Below are 19,062 nucleotides of genomic sequence, written 5' to 3' on the forward strand. Positions count from 1 at the left end.
AGTAAGTAGGATACGCAGACCAAATCGTACTTGTAAGCCTTATCAGCTTAATTGTCACCGCAGCCATATTTACGATGTTGGTTGTGGAGAATTCAAATGCATTTAGTTTGCAAATTTATACCTAGCTCGAAGCTATCCTCCAACGAGCTATCTTATGTTCTTACACCGGACGAGTGTATAGGACAGCTTTCGCGTTTGCGAAATTCAGATGACATCCTTAGAAACCTCCCTAAAGAATTGGCGCAAAAGATTTCCATCTCTGCCAAAAAAACGACCAGCGCATTGCTAGCTGCTATAAGAATCGAATTGGGAAAAGGCAATTGGGTGTCATTATCTACCGTTGCACGTCGGTCGCCATTGACGGACTCTCAGCTGCAAAGCTTCCCTAGACTTAAATCACTCGTTGACTCTGTATCAGCTTCGAATGAAAGCAAAGCTTTTAAAGCAGGATACAAGCAGGTTACCGACGATGTTGCTTTAGTTCGTAGTTACACGCATGTCCCCTCTGAGCCAAGTCCAGATCAAAAAATCGTTGTCGAGTTTGCAGGGCAGTGGTCTAGCAACGCGGCATGTTTGATGTTGGGAAAAACGGACGCTCAAAAAGAAAAAGTGACTGTAGGCAAGGCTGATACAGAAAACAAACACCGCAGCCTCGCGACATTTAAAGATCTCGAAGCTGAGGGCAAAACGCTCTATATCAAAATCCCTTGCACTGACCAGCCTCAGCCAATCTTGCTTAAACTCGCCGAAGACCTGCAACCCGTTGATAAAGAAACTCAGATGGATGAGTGGGACAACGTGTTGGTGCCGGTGAGACCTTTGGCTTACTTAGATGGTAGCAACGACAAAGCAAAAGCTTCTGACCTGCGTGGTGGTTTCCTTTATGTGTTTTGGAAAGGAAAGCTTTGGCGAGAGATGGCGATAAACGAGAAAGGTTACTACCAAGATGTTGACGTCGAGTATTACCGCACGCTAGAGCAAGAAGAAAAGAAAAAAGACACACCTCAGGTAATACAAAGAAGCGCAAGCGGTTTTGCTATGGCGCATTTCTGGGCACCTTACAAAATATCGGGTGAAGTCCAACAGGGAGAAAATGGACTCAAGATCATTTTCTCACCAAAGCAAAAGCGCTTTGCTCAAATTGAAGCATTAGAATCGGATGCTGGTTTGCTAGAGAAGTCCAGCACGCCATTAGATGAATTAAGCAGTTACAGTGACGCACAGTCATTCAGTGCAAAAGAATTCACCTCCGATGTAGACAGCGCAGCCATCCACAAAGTGACCGAAGACGACATGCCATGGCTGAGTGACCAACAGGCCATAGTACGTAGTTACGACCAGAGTAATACGGTCATTGCTTATGTGGATGGAAAAAACAGTGGCCTATTATTCCGAGTGGATGTTGGTACGTCTGGCATCACCGCTTTGAATTCACTCTATGTGATCGATCACAATAGCGATTATAAAGACGTCTTTGATTTAGAGTTTTATGAAGGGGAAGACCACGATTGGCAGCAAGCGTTATTAAGCGGGCTGCCATTGGACGGGGTCTTTACTATGTCCCTGGTACATGACCAAGACCCAGACAGTCGTCACATACTTTTTGATCGGGTCGCTTACAACGATTTATTTGTTGAACCTGAGAGCGCTACTGAACCCCCGCCAAAGGCTCAGTTAAACGATAAGCCTAAAGGTATGACAACAGAAGAAAAACAACGTTTTGAGTCATTAATGCTGGATTGGTCTTTATAACCCAACTAGAAAATGGATTAAGAATGAAAAAGAAAATATTACTCGGCTTGGGTTTGACGACTATTGCCGCCGCAGGTGCTGGTTACATTGCCACTAAACCCTATTTTGATGAGAAAGCTCGAATAGAGAGCATGGCAGACCGCCTAGATTTGTACAAAGGTAAAACGGATACTTGGCTTTACCAGTATGATTTTAAAATACCGGATAACCCAAAGGTTGCAGATTGGAATACTGAAAATGTGACACTCCCTCAGGTCCTGTTTACTGTAGCTAACCCGGAAGAAAAATCTGAGGTCAGTTACTGGGCATTAAACATTGATGGTACTGACCCTCAATTACTGATCCCTGAAGGGTTATTGCCACCCCCGCCTAATACTGGGATTGATTATGCTAAATATATGTCACGGTCGCCTAACGGCCGCTATCTTGTTGTCCCTCAGAAAGATAGTACCGCGCTGTATGATCTAGATAATGGCGAAATAACTAACATTAGTGAGGAGTCTGGCTCAACTCGTCACGACATTATGTGGGATACGGACAGCACACAAGTTGTTGTGAAAAAAAGCGATGAACTTTTGCTGGTTAAGCTAGACACAAAAGAGGTAGTGAAATTTACTGATGTAAATGGTTCAGACGCACGTTACATGACTTCTTTTGCCAAGCCTTATATGAGTCAGTCAGAACAAGCTATATATTTTAGTTATGAACCGGGATTGGCGGGATTTGGTTGTAAAGGAGAGGAAGAGGAGTATCTCGAAACTTTTGGGGAGAGTGATGTTCCAAAATGTGGGAACACATTTGTGTTTGATGCCAAAACCTTAAAACTGATCGATCGCGGTGATTTTACTCCGGTTAGCTACGATTGTAATGTCTGGGGCGGTACGTACGGAGATGGCTTTTATTGCCTCGGAGGTGCGGCATACCGCTCGGGAAGACCATCTGAAAAAATAGGCGATTTTCCTGCTACAGTGGATCTGTTGGCTTTTAATGGTAGTGATATGTGGTTCGTCCCTGTTCATGGTCGAAACATAACCCGCGTATTACACCAATCCACCGATAACAGCCCGACTACAGAAATGATATATGGGTTTGTAGGTTTTAGAGATGGAGAACGAGTTAAAAAATCCGCCTATGGCTTTGGCTTTAGCCAGTATGTAATTGAGCATAAAGAGACGGATAATTGGAGCGAGTCACTCTACCCACTGCCAACCTACGCTGACCTAAAAAAAGCGAAAGTGGTACTAGAGGAGCGTAATCATGGCTAGGGCTAAGATTGAACAGCACTCTCTCTATTTGATGGGCCAATTAGTTGGACCGACTGGAGAAGCCATTACTGGCAATGGGCTTTATCCATTACCCGGTTTTGCGCTTGCCCTACCCGAGTTGGCGGTAGATAAAACTGCGGATGGTAGCAGTAGTAAGAACGAGTCACCATTATACTTCAGTGATTCATCAGGTCGGCTACAAGGCTGGAATACTAAGGTTCAATCTGTAAAAGAGCTTGATTGGAACAAACTTGCTTCTACGCCATTGGTTATCTCTAGCACTAAAGAGAAGCTGAAGCCGGTCTATATTCCACCATACTTAATGCCCGCTGCGGTTATGTCCGAAGATACTGATTGGACGAAACGCCTAGCACAATTAGCTAGAGAGGCCGTTATCACGAGTGCTGAAGTTGAAGTCTCACGTTTGCGTGACTGGCAAATCAGAGAAGATTTGGACAAAGATGTATCCGAGAGACGACTTTTAGTGCCCGAATTGGCCGAGTTTTTTATCCATAAAGCTGAAGCGGCAGAAGAGGAACTGTGTCAAAAAAAAGGCGCGTATAAACGTCTGTACGAACAAATTTATAGTGGAGACTATAAACATAATTTTTATTATCTGCGCATTCCTCAAGTTTGGACTATCAATCTTTTCTTCTCAGCCGACTATTTTGAGGGCGCGGAAGTTACTTTGTCTGGACAACCGGAAAACTTGATCATTAAAGGGGATGCTAAAGATATAGGCAATAAAATCACCAGTCGAGTGAGGCCAGTAACATACTATGATATTGCCAACCAAGCGAGTGACGCCCAAGATGCAGAAGAGGTGACTCAATATGTCGCCACATTTTGGATCACTGGCGGTCATCTAGATGATGATGAACAAATTAAGCAATTAGTCCGCTTTGATATAGATTTAGAGGGAATTAAGCGATATTGGGATGCATTACTTGAACCTTCAGATATCCAGATGGCTCAGGTTGCTAAGTTAAATCTCCCAAACAATTGCTACTCTTTGTCTGAGCAAGTCTTACACCTGCCTATTTATTCCATAGCAGGGCGCAGCATCATTGTGTCAGGTGATCCTATTTCTGTTGAAGAGTCGCTTTTCCAACATGCGCCAGACACGTTTAAAGGCTGGCTCGATTGGAGTAAAAATCTACCTTACACTAGCGAAAACAAACCTGCCAATGGTGTGCAACCGTCGATTAACATTCTCAATTCAATTGGTAAATATAAAGAGGTGATAGCCGCGTCAGCTTCTGGTGTGATGGACCCATTCAGTATGACGACGGTCCATAAAGCATTTAGCGCAGCTTTGAATCGAGAGCAAGCTGGAGATCCGCTCTTAAAGGCTTTAAAACTGGCAGTCGGTATTGATGCTAAAGCGAAGGGGTTCTTAGATTTTGCACAAAAGCTAAAGCCACCTGCGCAAAGTACACTTGCGCCTATTTCTGACTTAGCTAGTGCCCTTAACTGGTCAAATCACCTTGGGAATGCCTTACCGAGCGTTTATACGATTCCACCAGCGTTACAGCATTTTTGGCATAAGGTGGACGATAAGATCTTAACCCCTTTAAAGCCGGCCGTTCGGGCTATTGAATATGCACTTGATAAGCCTTTTGGTTTTGCAGAGCTTGTTTCTAGTGGCCTTGAAATTCCGAAAGGTATTGAGAATTCCGAGTCGGCGTTTAACGCCTATATTGATAAATCAAAGGAATATGGTCAGAAAACACAATCGGTAATATCAACACTTTTATTGAGTGATGAAAAAGATCGTCAAGCACTGCTTGAGTCTGAAGCGGAGCATAAAAAAGCGCTCCTTGAAGCATTCTCTGATAAAAGTGTAAGTCATAAAGTGCTGTTAAATGGTAGTCCGCTATTAGAAAAAAAACAGGCAAAAGAGGGTGAGGCAAGCTATCTCACACTGTTTTTTGAATTTGATAGTGCAAATGATGAACTTGCCAATTCTGATAAGAAGCTCGTTTCTAAAGTGGCCGAATATCTGCGTAATACAAAGTCAGAAATGTTGCTGAACATTGAAGGATATACGTGTGATATTGGCTCGGTGGAATACAACACTAAACTCTCAAAAAAACGTGCTGCGGCGCTTAAATCTTCTATTTTAGAAGATCTTGGCACTGATGCTATTAAGTGGGAGCATCGAATATCTGCCCTGGGTAAAGGCGTTTATGCCGATAATGATACGAGTAACAGGCGCTTAAGTCGTCGAGCGGAGATGAAGTTCTACCTCAACTCTGCTTTTGAATATCCTGCTTGTAGAAGTTGGCTGCTTACTCTGGAGAAAAATCGACAGAAAGCGGTTTTAGCAGAGATGAAAGTCCATGAGGAAATTTGGAAATTTTCCGGCCAAGCCTTTGATATTGCATTAGGCTTTGCTGCGCCAATGCTTGGTCCAGGAGCCGCGTTAGCATATGGGTTGTATTGGTCAGGCGAAACCTTGGTTTCTACTTTGGATGGTGCAGCCAAAATTCTTAATAAAGAAGTAGAAGAATATAAAGAGAAGCAGAAACGTTTTTCTGAATTTGATGTGGTAGGACAGGCGTTACTGTATCGCGGTTTACCTGCATTCGATGAACTGAGTGTTGTTGGCAAGGCATATATAAAACGCGCTATAGCGCTCAATGGGCTGCTACGATTGCTTCTACTTGAATCTCAAATAAAAGAAGAGAACAAAACAACGAATTACGTTTCGGAATATTACGTGGTTAATCACTTGACGTCAGGGCAAAGAGATCTTGATATTGAAGGTTATATAAAGACCTATCTTTTAAGTGATGATTGGGATTTGGGGGGGACTTGGCTTCCTTCTTTCCACCTTGATGAAGCGTGGCTAGAAACAAAGAATATTTACCGTAGTGCTTCGGAAAGTGTGCTGAGTTTTGCTGCAATGACGAGTTACGTAACATACCGAGCGAAGCAATCTCAGGTTGGGGTAAAAGCGCTTGAACAATCGCAGGCATATCAAAAATTCTGTCCTATACATACTGTTGCGGACCCTAGTTTAACTAAGCTTAGATCTCTGTTAAAAGCGCCCGATTTATCTAAGCTCGATGACTCTATGTTTGCTGGGCATATGGTTTCCGTAAAAGTCAATGATGAATGGCTCCCACTCGAAGACAGGGTTAATAGCGGTGAAGCTATTACGCCGACTATGCCAATTAGAGTACTTATTATTCTTGATATGAAGGATGAAACGCTGACCAAGTTCAAAGAAGAAGGTTTGCTTACTCTTGTGCCTGTGGGTGTTAGACCTGTGAGGCAAAATAGGTTCTTTGACGATTTTGGGTCTTACACTACTGAATATGTTCGTGAAATTGCACCGGAATCACTAGTTAAAACTGAGAGAGCGTATTTAACAGAGAAACAAATGTTAGAGACAGATACGACGCTATACGGTGTTGTTGTAAGTCCTACTTATTACTTTGGATGCAACATCATGAGTGGCATCAAACCTATTGCTGATGACTACGGTAGCAAAGAATGGAAGTCGGTGTTTGGTCAGGTAGATGAACAGCACTCAGCGGCTTATGTGATGCGTTACCTTCTAGAAGTCGGTGTACCAAATGTCAGTAAAACAGAATCAAAGTTAACGTATAAGAGAGAGCTCGTACTTAAAACTCAAGATGGTAAGGAGATTACCTCTAGTACGGATAAGGCATCCATCTTTAATTTAACTATGTCAAAAGAGCATGAATTCTTATATGAGAAAACTTTCTTAGCAAGAGCGGGCAAAAAAGCGGTCGAATATCCGGAGCTATTCTCAGATGCTAAGGCAAATTTGTACATTTATGACGCTAGCGTGAAGAGCCTCATTCCCGGAAGTAAGCACGACGATATAATGGAGGCGATCGGTTGGACGAAGAAGCAGCCATCCTATGATACTTCTGAAAAAGCAACGAAGCTGTTGCTCATCGTCAGTACAAAATCTGTTGAAAATGTAGAACAAATACTTGAGCGAGGAGGCTTTGACCGTCACCGCTTACCCGTAGACATTCGTTTGAAAGCAAACGATGCAAGAGGTCTCTATAATTTTGAACATCAAGATGTAGATTTGTATCCATTAGGAAAGGTAGAAGTGAACCTCGAGAAGAAAGAGGTGTCATTCAAACCTAAATCAATACCGCAAAGCCTGAGTGAGGTATCGGATCATATTTCTAGCAACCTAAGTAAGCTTGTAAACGACTTGGTGGTTAAGGAAGGTGTTTTATCACCAGACTTTGTCGACACTGATCTATACGCAGTCGAGATATCACTGAAGTACACTAACGCAACCGGGAAAGAGATGACTGGCTTACGCCCGTTTATTCCTAGAGGAAACGATGCCCCATACATCATGCTCGATATTGATGGGAAAGCTGGACTATCTTTAAACGCTTCATCACAAAGGCTCCCTGTTCGAGCTATAGATACAACGGCGCCAACTATGTTCAACTCGCGAGAAATCCATTACAACCAGAGTTGGTATGAGATGAGTGAGAAGGAGTTTAAAGCTATTTCTGAATATACTGCAGGAACGACTGACGATGCTGATTCCAACTTAGCAAGTTTAAACCGTAGTAAGATGTCCCATAAGGCTACCCCTTTGAGTGTTTGGATGAATGCGGAACCAATCATGAAAGATTACTCAGTAGCGAAGGAGCTTCCACTATCTGCACAACGAGAGCAAATACTCAAAAAGTGGTTGTTTGATGGAAAATAAAAAAACCGCCTTCGGGCGGTTTTTCTTTTCTTATGACTTCATACTGAATTTAGAATTTTCTTTTTAAGCCCCATCAACCCGCTGCAGAAATGTCGTATTTCTTCATCTTATGGTTGAGAGTGCTCATTGGAAGTGCCAATTGCTCAGCGGCCTTCTTGGTGTGCCAATTGCAGGCATTTAAGCAATCGATGATTACTGTACGCTCGTATTGGCTGACAACGTCCTTAAGGCTCTTTGAAACGTCTTCTAAATCCGCTTGTGCTTGCTGCTCGTAAGCAGGTTGCTCTGGGGTAGGTGAAGCTGCTTTCATGTCAATACTTGGTACATCTTCTGGGATTTGTTCGCCAAACTCAATGTGAGTAATAGTTTCAAAATCGGACAGTAGCACCGAGCGCTCAATGATGTTCTTAAGCTCACGCACGTTCCCTGGGTATTGGTAGGCAAGGAGCTGTTTACGTACGTTGGCACTTAACCCTGGTGCTTGCGGCAAACCTAGCGTGTTGGTGGTGTGTTGCACGAAATGTTCGGCAAGGGGAATAATGTCTGACTTGCGAGCTCTCAATGGTGGTAATGTAATAGGGAACACATTCAAACGATAGAACAAATCGGCACGGAATCCGCCATCTATGATTTGCTGCATAAGATTACAGTGGGTTGCGGCGATAACGCGAACGTCCACTTCAATCTCTTTGCTAGTGCCGATTGGGCGAACTTTACGTTCCTGTAGCACACGCAGCAATTTTGCTTGCAGTAGCATTGGCATATCGCCAATTTCATCTAGGAAAAGCGTGCCGCCGTTGGCTGCTTCAAACAAACCGACTTTGTCTTTGTCCGCGCCCGTGAATGAACCTTTCTTATGCCCAAACAGTTCAGACTCTAACAACTGTTCGGGAATTGCCGCACAGTTTTGTACGATCAAAGGCTGTTCTGAACGGTTAGAGTTTTCGTGAATGTATTTCGCGATCACCTCTTTACCTGCGCCCGTTTCACCACGCAACAGAACGTCGACAGGAAGAGATAGCACCTTATCAAGACGATTCAAGACATTGAGCATTTCTTCGCTCTCTGCAATAGGACCTTGATAGGCTTTCTGAGTACGTTTTTTGAGCTGAGTGTTCTCGCGCACTAGGGCTTGATTGTCGGCATTGAGATTTTTAATCACTTGCCCATATTGCTCTAACCAAACGGCTTGACGAATGTTACTCGCTGCCATTCGACAAAACTCAGTCAAGGCTGCCTCGTTGTCAATGACATTCAAATCGAGTAAGACTAACAGCCCAATGGTTTTGCTTTCGCTATCAATCAAAGGCCAAGCCAGTAAGTTCTCGCTTTTTAGTCCCAATGTCTGCTCTGTTTGATAAATGCTTTCACAGTCGTAGCCGTTGTATTTGTATAACTCGTTAATCAACACCACTTCACCATTACGAATCGCAAAGTTAAATGGGTCGTTCTCACTGGCTGAGTCTAGCTGTAATGCTTCCCAAGGGTGGGAAACGACGGTTTTATCGTTGTGGTGAGCGGTACTTGGAATCAACGCCTGTCCTGTCTGGTCCAAAACATAAATGATGCCGTGCTTTGCTAAGGTCATTTGTCTCGCAGCGGTCAACACGGCATCCAATGTTTGGGTAAGCTGGCTGCGATCAGCCAAAGATTGGCTGATCGCAAGTAGGGCGTTGCTAAGTTCGCTATGGTTAGCTGAACGCATAGGTCAGTGTTCCTTGCTCATCGACAGAAACTGTGATTTGCGTGTGTGAATCATCCTTATCATGCACCAATAGCTGTGTCGATAGCTGAGGCAGTAACTGACGGTTGATGACCGCGTCGATGTTACGCGCGCCCGTTTCAGCAAGGCGACAGTTACCTAGTACGAACTCAACCAAGCTGTCTTCGTAGCTTAGCGACAACTTGTGATGGCTCTGTAGACGCTGAGAAACTTTATTCAGCTTGTGGTGAATAATTTCTGTCATTGCTTCATCAGACAGCGGAACAAATGGTAGTACTGACATACGTGCCAACAGCGCTGGCTTGAAGTGTTGGTTCAAAGTAGGGCGAATAGCTTCTGCGATGATGTTCGCATCGATGTCTTTTGATTGATGAACCAAAGATTCAATCTCGTGTGTTGCAAGGTTACTGGTCATGATGATCAGCGTGTTCTTGAAGTCGATGGTTCGGCCTTCGCCGTCGTTCAGCGTGCCTTTGTCGAACACTTGGTAGAACAGGTTCAACACTTCAGGGTCGGCTTTTTCCACTTCATCAAGAAGAACAACAGAATATGGACGTTGACGAACCGCTTCTGTCAGCATGCCGCCTTCGCCGTAACCTACGTAACCCGGAGGTGAACCAATTAGGCGAGATACCGTGTGCTTCTCTTGGAACTCAGACATGTTAATGGTCGTCATAAAGCGCTCACCACCAAACATTTGATCAGCAATTGCACGAGCAGTTTCGGTTTTACCCACGCCACTTGGGCCAACCAGCAGGAATACGCCTGTTGGTGCGTCTGGGTTGCCTAAGCCTGCTTTTGCGGTTTGAATGCCTTCAGACAGTGCATCGATAGCGTATTCTTGGCCTTTGATGCTTTGTGTTAGGCTTTCTTTCAGTTTTAGCGTGGTTTCTGCTTCGTCTTGAAGCATCTTACCCATTGGAATACCAGTCCAGTCCGAGATCACATGGCTGACTTCATCTGGGCCCACTTCAAAGTGAACCAGTGGGTTGCCATTGCGGATTACATCTAGCTGTTCTTGGCAGGCCGAAATTGCAATGCGAACGGCTTCTTCATCCATTTCTGCATATGGAGAAACGTCTTGCTCTTGTTCTGAATCTTCGTCTGCAACAAGCTCTTCTTCATTTGTTTCGCCAAAGACCAGTTCATGTAAGCGAGAGCGTAGAGCAATCATCTCTTGGATCTGCTCTTTTTCTTTGTGCCATTGCGCTTCTTGTTCTGCTAGCTCTTCTTTCGTTGTTTCCATTGCCAGTTTTAGGTCTGGAATGTTAGCAAGGCTGTGCTTGTCGCCAGTTTGCTGCAGAGCATCACGCTCAAGTGCTTCAAGCTCGCGCTGTTGAGCTGCAAGTTCTTGTTGCAGAGTCTCAACAGAAGCAGGAATGGCATTAAGGCTGATGTTCACTCGTGCACACGCCGTATCTAGTACATCGATCGCTTTGTCTGGCAGTTGACGACCAGAGATGTAACGAGCAGAAAGTGCTGCCGCAGCAGTGATAGCATCGTCACGCACGTAAACGTTATGTGACTTCTCGTATGCTGGGCGCAGACCACGAATGATCAATGCTGCTTGCTCAGGAGACGGTTCGTCGAGTTTCACCAATTGGAAACGACGCGCAAGAGCAGGATCTTTCTCGAAGTACTTCTTGTATTCCGACCATGTTGTCGCAGCGATGGTTTTCACTTCACCACGCGCTAGGGCTGGTTTTAGCAAGTTTGCCGCGTCGCTGCCGCCCGCTTGGTTACCACCGCCAACAAGGGTGTGTGCTTCATCGATGAAAAGAATGATAGGGGTTGGCGAGTTTTTCACTTCATCCAATACCGCGTTTAGGCGTTTTTCGAATTCACCTTTTACGCTTGCACCAGCTTGCAGAAGACCCATATCTAGCCCGTAAAGCTCAACACCTTTGAGGTTGTCTGGTACGTCACCTTGTACAATCTTAAGTGCCAAACCTTCTACTACTGCGGTTTTACCAACGCCCGGTTCACCAACAGCAATAGGGTTGTTTTTACGGCGACGAGCAAGAATGTCCACGATTTGGCGGATTTCTTGGTCGCGGCAGAAAACAGGATCGATTTCGCCTTTGCGTGCTTTACCAGTGAAGTCTGTTGTGAACTTGCTCAGTGCTGAGCCATCCTCACGAGCTTGTGTTTTCTCTGAAGTAGCAACTTGCGCCTCAATAGATTGGCTTGTTAGCTCTGCAAAGTTACGCTTAAGGCTGTCAGGGTTTACCGCTTCAAGGATAGAGGCGTAACCATGTTGGCCGTAACGGAGAGGATTGCTAACAAGAGTAAGGAGCAGGGCACCAGAGCGGATTTGTGTTTCGGATAGATCTAAAGAAGAAACCAGCCAACTTTCTTGCAACCATTCGATTAATAAAGCAGAAAAAACAGGTTTGCTGCCATTTCCTTTGGCGTTGGTGTCGAGTGTGGATCGAACCGATTGTCTTAATAAGTTCTCAGAACAATCAAAATGACTCAATAAGACGTCAAAATCACTATTTGGCCTTTCTAATAGACTCAGTAAATAATGCTCAATTTGAACTTCGTTTGCTTTTTCAGAGACTGCAAGTGCAGCGGCGTCTTCTAATGCTACTTTTGCAATCGGGTGTAGACGCTGAATTAATGAAGAAAGGTTTATATTTATCATAGCCATTTTATTCTTTAGAGGAAAAGAGGTAGCGGCTATTATACTAAAAGTAATTGCGCTCTTTTTTTATCAAGATATTTTGACTATCGTTTGTTGGTTATTTTTAATGATTATTGTGACATTAATGTTTGTGGTTATTTTAATGGCGTTGTTATTCTAAATTAATTGATAGTAAAAGTGTCGGATTTATTAGTTTTAATGACTTTATTTACACGGTTTTATATGGTTATTTTCACTTTTTAAAGTTAGAACAATTTATTATTATCTTAATCCAACTTTTTGGTTTTTTATCCAATAAATTGTACTCAATATATTAGTGAACAATGCCTGGTATTACTTAAATTGTTGTTTTTGTTTGATTTTTAAAGTTGGCACGGACTTTGATTATACCAAGTAGTCGCGGTGATAAGCGATTTGGTGATTTAAACAAAACAGATTTTAGAAAAGGAAATAGCGATGCCAACTCCAGCATATATGTCTATCCAAGGTGAGACTCAAGGCCATATTACTAAAGATACTTACTCTGCAGATTCAGTAGGTAACACATGGCAAGAAGCTCACGTTGATGAGTTCCTAGTACAAGAACTTGATCACGTGCTAACTGTTCCACGTGATCCACAAAGTGGTCAGCCAACTGGTCAACGTGTACACCGTCCACTTGTTGTAACTAAAGTTCAAGATCGCTCATCTCCACTACTATTCAACGCACTAGTATCTGGCGAAAAACTTCCTGAGTGTGTGATCCGCTTCTACCGTACTTCAGTTCAAGGTAAACAAGAGCACTACTACTCAATCAAATTGATTGATGCGCTACTTGTCGATATCCAAACTCGTATGAACCACTGTCAAGACGCAGCAACAGCTGACCGCGTGACAGAAGAAGTGCTTAAGTTCACTTACCGTGCGATCGAAGTAACTCACGAAAACTGTGGTACTGCGGGTAACGACGACTGGCGTGCTCCACGCGAAGCTTAATTGCTCGTCGCGTAAAGATTCAGGGCCAACGATTGTTGGCCCTAATTCGATTATTTGTATCAGGTAAAAGATATGGTGAATGACGTAGAATTTAAATTTGAAGTGCCTGGATGTGGGCATGAATTTCGGGTTGAGAGCTTTCATGTTCATGAAGAGTTATCTAAGCCTTTCCACATCAATCTCTCATTACTTTCACTTGATCCAGATATCTCGTTCGATGAGTTAATACGTAAAGCAGGAACATTGACACTTTACGGACAAGGTGTTGGGGCTGCGCGTGTGTTCAACGGCGTGGTGAATGAAGTTCGTTACTTAGGGACTGGACGTCGTTTTTCTCGTTATCAATTAGTCTTGGTTCCTCAAGCTTGGTTCTTATCTCAGCGCCAAGATTGTCGTATTTTCCAGCAAAAGTCAGCGCAAGACATCATCACAGAAGTACTCGATGATGGAGCAGTCACCGATTACCGATTTGAAGTGTCGGGTACTTATCCTCCAAAAGAATACGTTCTGCAATACCGTGAGTCTGACTTGCACTTCGTGCAGCGTATGATGGCTGAACACGGTATGTGGTATTACTTTGACCATAGCGATTCAAATCATACGATGGTCATTGTCGACAGTAATGACGCGATTGCACCTTTGATAAGCTCGCCACTAAATGCTTCTTACATTGGGCCGATTGTTTATCATGCCGATGGTGGCGGTGTTGCCGATCGCGAACATATCTCTGATCTCGAGTTAGTTAACCGCGTTAGAACGGGACAGGTTACGTACACAGATTACAACTACGAACACCCTAAAATTCCACAAGAGATGACACAGGCTGGCGAGCTAGACCAAGATCTCAAGCAGTTTGATTATCCTGGACGATACGTCGACCCGCTGATGGGGCAGGTGAGAACCACGGAGTGGATGTCGGAACACATAGTCGATAATCAACAAGTGGAAGCAACGAGTGACGTAATGCGCTTAGCATCTGGTTACAGCTTTAACGTCAGTGACCACCCGCGTTCTGAGATTAACCGCGATTACCTCATGTTGTCCGTAATGCACACAGGTCAAGATCCGCAAGTGCATGAAGATGAAGCGAGTGGTATGCCAACCACTTACTACAACCAGTTCTCGTGTATTCCACGTGATGTGGTGTTTAAAGCGCCTAAACTAGCGGCACCAGTAGTGGATGGCCCTCAAACGGCGGTCGTTGTAGGACCAGAAGGTGAAGAGATTTACACCGACAAGCTTGGTCGAGTGAAAGTACAGTTCCATTGGGATCGCTACGGTGATAACAACGAGCATTCAAGCTGTTGGATTCGTGTAAGCCAATCCATGGCGGCGCCAACATGGGGCGCAGTTTATTTGCCGCGTATTGGCCACGAAGTCGTAGTGACTTTCCTTGAGGGGGACCCAGATCGTCCGTTAGTTACGGGCGCAGTTTACAACGGTTTGCATTTCCCACCGTACTCTTTGCCAGAAAACAAAACTCGTACCACGTTCCGCACGCAAACGCACAAAGGAACAGGTTACAACGAGTTGAGTTTTGAAGACGAAGCGAACCAAGAAGAAGTCTATATTCACGCTCAAAAAGACATGTCGACCAAGGTGCTCAACAACCGTTACCGTGATATCGGTCAAGATGAATTCTTGAAGGTTGCACGTCACCAAACGAATGAAGTTCATGGTGACCATAAAGAAACCATTCATGGGCATAAAACGACACAGGTAAACAGTACGTTTACCGAGACAGTCGAGCAAGACGTTACCGTTACATACAACGCGAACGAAGCCCAGTATGTGAAAAACAATTCTGACTTAGAAATTGGTGATAACCGTACGACTAAGATCGGTAAAAATGATGACTTAGATATTGGCGAAAACAGTAACCTTACTATCGGTGCGTCTAAGAGTTCAGATATTGGTGCGGATGATAACCAGACGGTTGGTGGCAACTTAACGGTATCAGTGAAAGGGAACACCGCTTATAAAGCTGATGGTGCAACGCAAATTATCAGTGGCGACAAGATTGTATTGAAAACGGGTGGTTCCTCTTTAGTGATGAACAGTGATGGTTCAATAAAGTTATCAGGCTCGGCTATTACGATCGAAGGCAGTGACAAAGTCGTCGTGAAAGGTGGCAACGTAGTGGTTAACTAACAATGGAAAAACAACCTCTTACAACAGAAGTAATATCAGAGCAGCAAGCCGAATCAACGGCTTGCTTTTCGCGTTTTGGAAGAATAGTGGCTATCAATGAGTCTACGGGCAGTGTGCGAGTTGATTTTGATGGTAACCCATTTAAGCAGCCACTCACTGCGAGACTAGGACGTGGCTTTCGTCGTTCTGAGCTGCAAATGGCTATCGATAATCGATTAAGTTGTCGAGTTGAATTTTTGAACGACGACTTAAGCTTGCCTCTTGTGACGGACATTTTCTTCTCCATTCTGGATGACTCTGACGAGTTTGTATTGCGAGCGAAGAAGATGGTTATCGAGACAGAACAAGAGTTGGTAGTCAAAAGTGGTGAGACAGAAACTCGCTATAGCGGGCGCGATGGACGAATTACCACTAAAGCGAAGTACGTCACTTCTCAAGCAGAAAAAGCACAAAAAATTCAAGGCGGAACGATCGCAATTAACTAATTACCTAGCATTAGCTAATTTACGTCGAGTTAGCTAATTACTTTGTATTAACTAATTGCAATCGCGTTATGGCACGCTAATAACGGATAACTAGATGCGACAAAGAATCGGTGTCGAGCACCTAAAGGCACCCATAACCAATCAAGAAGTCGAAGGCGCGTTAGCAAAAGCTGATCGCGCTGTGAATGACCTTTCCCAGTTGCCAGTAACATGGCTGGATTTCTGTAATGAAAAGCTGTCCATTGCTTCTGAAAGTATCGGGTTTTTAATCAGGCAGCGAGTTCAAATTCACAAAAGGGGTTATCCAAGTCGTGAGTTGGCGTATCTCAAGCTGATCGAACGCCAAATTGAAGAACTGAAGCAGGTGTACTTGTCGTTTTATCGGCTAGCACCGGGGTTGATTCATCAGTTAAGAGGCCAGGAGCCAGAAATCTACAGCTGGCTGATGCTACAGGGCGAGTTGGGCTCAGAGTTGGATAACCTTTTGTGCGGATTGAGTTTACTCGAAGATATTGACGCTAAAACCGCAATGGTCATTGCCGTACAATCTCCGGTTGAATCTATGGATAGCACGCTTTCGGAGCTTATTGAGGGTAATGCGACATCCAGTGCGTTTTACTTTGAATGCTTACGTGTACGTCAAACATTAAGTGTTTCTCTCATCAAGCGCTGGCACAAAGCCAGCATCATTAGCTCTCATGTTGCTTTGCCACTGCTCGCTTTACAAGACGTGAAAGAGGGGATTGATTGGCTCAATGACAATGCAGGCAGCGAACAATATCTATTTGAACGTTTGATTACCAAACGTGACAGAGGCACTTGGTTCCGTCAGTGCTTTGGCATCGAACCAAATGGATTACCATCAGCGCAAGTGCTCACTTATGCCAAGTTACTTGAGTTAAAAGAGTTTGAGGCGTTTGATATCTCTTCTTCATTAGCACCTGTTGATTTTGCGCTGGGTGGTAATTGGAAACTGGTGCCCCAAATCATCGAGCACTTGGAAAGTCTGGAGGAAGCTGAGGGTGAAATTTGGCTTCAAGCCTTGTATGTCGTCTACGGAAAGCTTCTTCCTCTGAATCCGCAAGATGTTGGTGTCGAGTATGAATGGGAAGAGATCGTCGATCTTCTTAATGAGTGGGTGGAAGATGAAAAATACATCCAAAATCTACCAAGCCGCTTGGGTTACGCATTGAGCTTCGAGTCTACGTTAGCTGCGATGCAAGATGCTAACGTTGATGTGCTGTTCCGAGATTGGCTATGGCGTCAACTCTGTATTCAATCCAGAGCCTACGTGCCTTGGGATATGGCAATGCCGATTCATCAACAAGACTGGAACTTCAACAATTTAAAGGCCGCACCTTCTGCGAGCGAACGATTCAACTTAAGGAATAGCAATGCAGTTATGGGATATTGAGGCGCACCCTGAGCTATCACTTAAAGGTCGTTTTCAACGTGACGAAAACGGCGATGAAGTCTGGGTTGTAGTCGCCAAACGCACATGGCAATTCGATGGTGTGGTTTGGCACGAATTAGGTGAAAGTGAAATCTTCGATGATCCCCAATATTTGGGCGAAGAAGGCTTCTCTGCGATGAAAGTTGACCACGAGTTCGCGTATACCAAAGACAACACAGATGTACTTGTTTACGGCAAAGCGCGCAGTTACGCGAAAAAGCCAGTGACATACCAAGAGTGTCGCGTGTTGATTGATGGTCATATCGATAAGATTCTCGCTATTCACGGGGAACGCGTATGGGTTGAGCATGCTGGCAGTATCACGCTGAGCAATCCAGTCCCATTTATTGAAAAAGACATTGATTACACTTGCGCGGTAGGCGGTGATTTACGTAACCGAATAGGTGGTGGGGTTGCCGACTCCAACAAAGAATTGCTTGAACAGAAAGTACCCTCGATTTTTTATCCCCGAGAGGACTGGAGTGCCGCCGCGAAAAAGCTACGCGTTGCGGGGTTCGGGCCTGTGCCTCCGTTCTTTGAGTCGCGCCAGAAGCTGGCCGGCACGTTCGATGACGATTGGATTGAGAATCGCAAGCCAATGTTGCCACTCGATTTTGATAAGCGGTTCTTCCAAAGCGCGCCTATTGATCAACAGTGCAAAGGCTTCCTTCGTGGGGGGGAGCGTTTGATGATGAGTGGCTTTTGTCATGATGACACGCTTTCATTTCGAATTCCTAAAGAAAAATACCGTGCGATCGCGACGTTCAAAGATCAAAGTTATCAAGCTGATATGGCGATGTACACCTTATTCGTTGATGCGGAAAAGAAAAATATATCAATCAGTTACACCGCTGCGTTTCCTTGTCAGGGCAAGGAGCATTTGTTGGTGTCGACATCCATCACTAAGTTGGAAGAGGTAAGCGAGCATGCATAATTCAACAGGCCGTTACGTGCTAGGGATGGAAGTGATGACGCCAACCGGTATGAATTTAGATATTGCTAGTGCAGTTTCGTATGCTGATTTAGGAAGATTCGACCAATGTGTAGGGGATGATGGTATCGAGCGTTTTACTTACGCCAAAATCGAATACACCAAAGAAAGTGAGCAGTTTGAAAAAACGTGTGAGTTAATCACCCACTTGCTTGATTCATTATTAGCACAGTTACCACGTTCATTGAGACCAATACCTTTGCTTATAGCGGTGCCTGTGTCTGTTTCTCTAGTAAAGCTGCAAGAATGGCTTGGTGAAAGTAACTATGCTGAATTTCTCTCTGTGGTGAATGCTGTTCATGCCAGTGGGCCTAGTTTCGTTCTCCAGGCCATGAAATCATTGGATAAATATGATGCTATGATGTGTATCAGTGTCGATTCCTTGGTGAGTTCGATGCAAACACTCATCGACGATGCGATGGTAATGAGTACCAATAATCCATGGGGCGTTATTCCGAGCGAGGGTGGGGCGGGTTTAATTCTTTGTCGAAAAAACACCGTAGAAACATTGAAACTTAAGCCTCAAGCGCAGCTTGGCTACATTGATACGGAATTAAACACTTCAGACCGAAGAGGCATGTTTCGACTTGTTCAACGTGCGAGTAAAAAGCTCGATTCATTTGGTGAAGTGTATTCCGATATGACGAACCTGCGCATGCATTCGGAAGATTACGGCTTTGCTCTGGGGGCGAAAGCAGAACGATTCACGAACCCAGAACAACCGCAGCTTATCAATGAGTTGTGGGGCACGATGGGCAGTTGTTCTTCTCTCGCTTTAATTGCCTTTGCGGTCAGAGAGCACCACTTTAAGCAACCAACTACGTTGTTAATGTTCGACTTTCATGGTGACAAAGGAGTTCTCCAATTACTGCAATGTTAGTGGGCACTCATCGATCAAAT

Annotated in this window: 11 protein-coding genes; 9 read left to right on the forward strand and 2 right to left on the reverse strand. The window is 44.4% G+C overall.

Features of this window, described 5'->3' with window-relative positions:
* The first annotated feature begins 96 nt into the window (after positions 1-96).
* The 3 genes from R7Q41_RS07070 to R7Q41_RS07080 are packed head-to-tail and all read left to right on the forward strand — an operon-like array spanning position 97 to position 7,737.
* Positions 97-1,752, forward strand: a complete 1,656-nt coding sequence (locus R7Q41_RS07070) for a hypothetical protein (protein ID WP_318144432.1) — start codon at positions 97-99, stop codon at positions 1,750-1,752.
* A gap of 23 nt (positions 1,753-1,775) precedes the next feature.
* Entirely contained in the window at positions 1,776-3,017 is a 1,242-nt protein-coding gene (locus R7Q41_RS07075) for a hypothetical protein (protein WP_064369342.1), read from the forward strand.
* A gap of 31 nt (positions 3,018-3,048) precedes the next feature.
* Positions 3,049-7,737, forward strand: coding sequence for an OmpA family protein (locus R7Q41_RS07080; protein WP_318144433.1), 4,689 nt, complete (start codon positions 3,049-3,051; stop codon positions 7,735-7,737).
* Positions 7,738-7,810: 73 nt separating this feature from the next.
* Here the strand turns inward: R7Q41_RS07080 and R7Q41_RS07085 are convergent, their stop codons facing one another.
* Positions 7,811-9,442: a sigma-54-dependent Fis family transcriptional regulator gene (locus R7Q41_RS07085; RefSeq protein WP_318144434.1), complete on the reverse strand. Its 1,632-nt coding sequence runs from the start codon at positions 9,440-9,442 to the stop codon at positions 7,811-7,813.
* Positions 9,429-12,107 carry a type VI secretion system ATPase TssH gene (gene tssH / locus R7Q41_RS07090; protein ID WP_318144435.1) on the reverse strand — a complete coding sequence of 893 codons (2,679 nt, stop codon included), beginning with the start codon at positions 12,105-12,107 and terminating at the stop codon, positions 9,429-9,431. Before tssH ends, R7Q41_RS07085 begins: the two co-directional genes overlap by 14 nt.
* A 456-nt stretch (positions 12,108-12,563) precedes the next feature.
* Between tssH and R7Q41_RS07095 the strand changes: the two genes are divergently transcribed.
* The 6 genes from R7Q41_RS07095 to R7Q41_RS07120 all read left to right on the forward strand — a co-directional run bounded on the left by R7Q41_RS07095 (position 12,564) and on the right by R7Q41_RS07120 (position 19,042).
* Entirely contained in the window at positions 12,564-13,082 is a 519-nt protein-coding gene (locus R7Q41_RS07095; protein ID WP_005373415.1) for an Hcp family type VI secretion system effector, read from the forward strand.
* A 72-nt stretch (positions 13,083-13,154) separates the two neighbouring features.
* On the forward strand, positions 13,155-15,233 hold the full coding sequence (tssI, locus tag R7Q41_RS07100) for a type VI secretion system tip protein VgrG (RefSeq protein ID WP_005373412.1): 2,079 nt from the start codon (positions 13,155-13,157) through the stop codon (positions 15,231-15,233).
* 2 nt (positions 15,234-15,235) lie between these two features.
* Positions 15,236-15,718: a hypothetical protein gene (locus R7Q41_RS07105; RefSeq protein ID WP_025767908.1), complete on the forward strand. Its 483-nt coding sequence runs from the start codon at positions 15,236-15,238 to the stop codon at positions 15,716-15,718.
* 94 nt (positions 15,719-15,812) lie between these two features.
* Positions 15,813-17,132, forward strand: coding sequence for a hypothetical protein (locus R7Q41_RS07110; protein ID WP_213901148.1), 1,320 nt, complete (start codon positions 15,813-15,815; stop codon positions 17,130-17,132).
* Positions 17,113-18,105, forward strand: a complete 993-nt coding sequence (locus R7Q41_RS07115) for a DUF2169 domain-containing protein (protein ID WP_275593630.1) — start codon at positions 17,113-17,115, stop codon at positions 18,103-18,105. The genes R7Q41_RS07110 and R7Q41_RS07115 overlap by 20 nt, the downstream gene beginning before the upstream one ends.
* Positions 18,098-19,042, forward strand: coding sequence for a hypothetical protein (locus R7Q41_RS07120; protein ID WP_064369337.1), 945 nt, complete (start codon positions 18,098-18,100; stop codon positions 19,040-19,042). The genes R7Q41_RS07115 and R7Q41_RS07120 overlap by 8 nt, the downstream gene beginning before the upstream one ends.
* Positions 19,043-19,062: the final 20 nt, after the last annotated feature.

Source organism: Vibrio sp. 2096 (assembly GCF_033339595.1).
GTDB lineage: Bacteria > Pseudomonadota > Gammaproteobacteria > Enterobacterales > Vibrionaceae > Vibrio > Vibrio alginolyticus.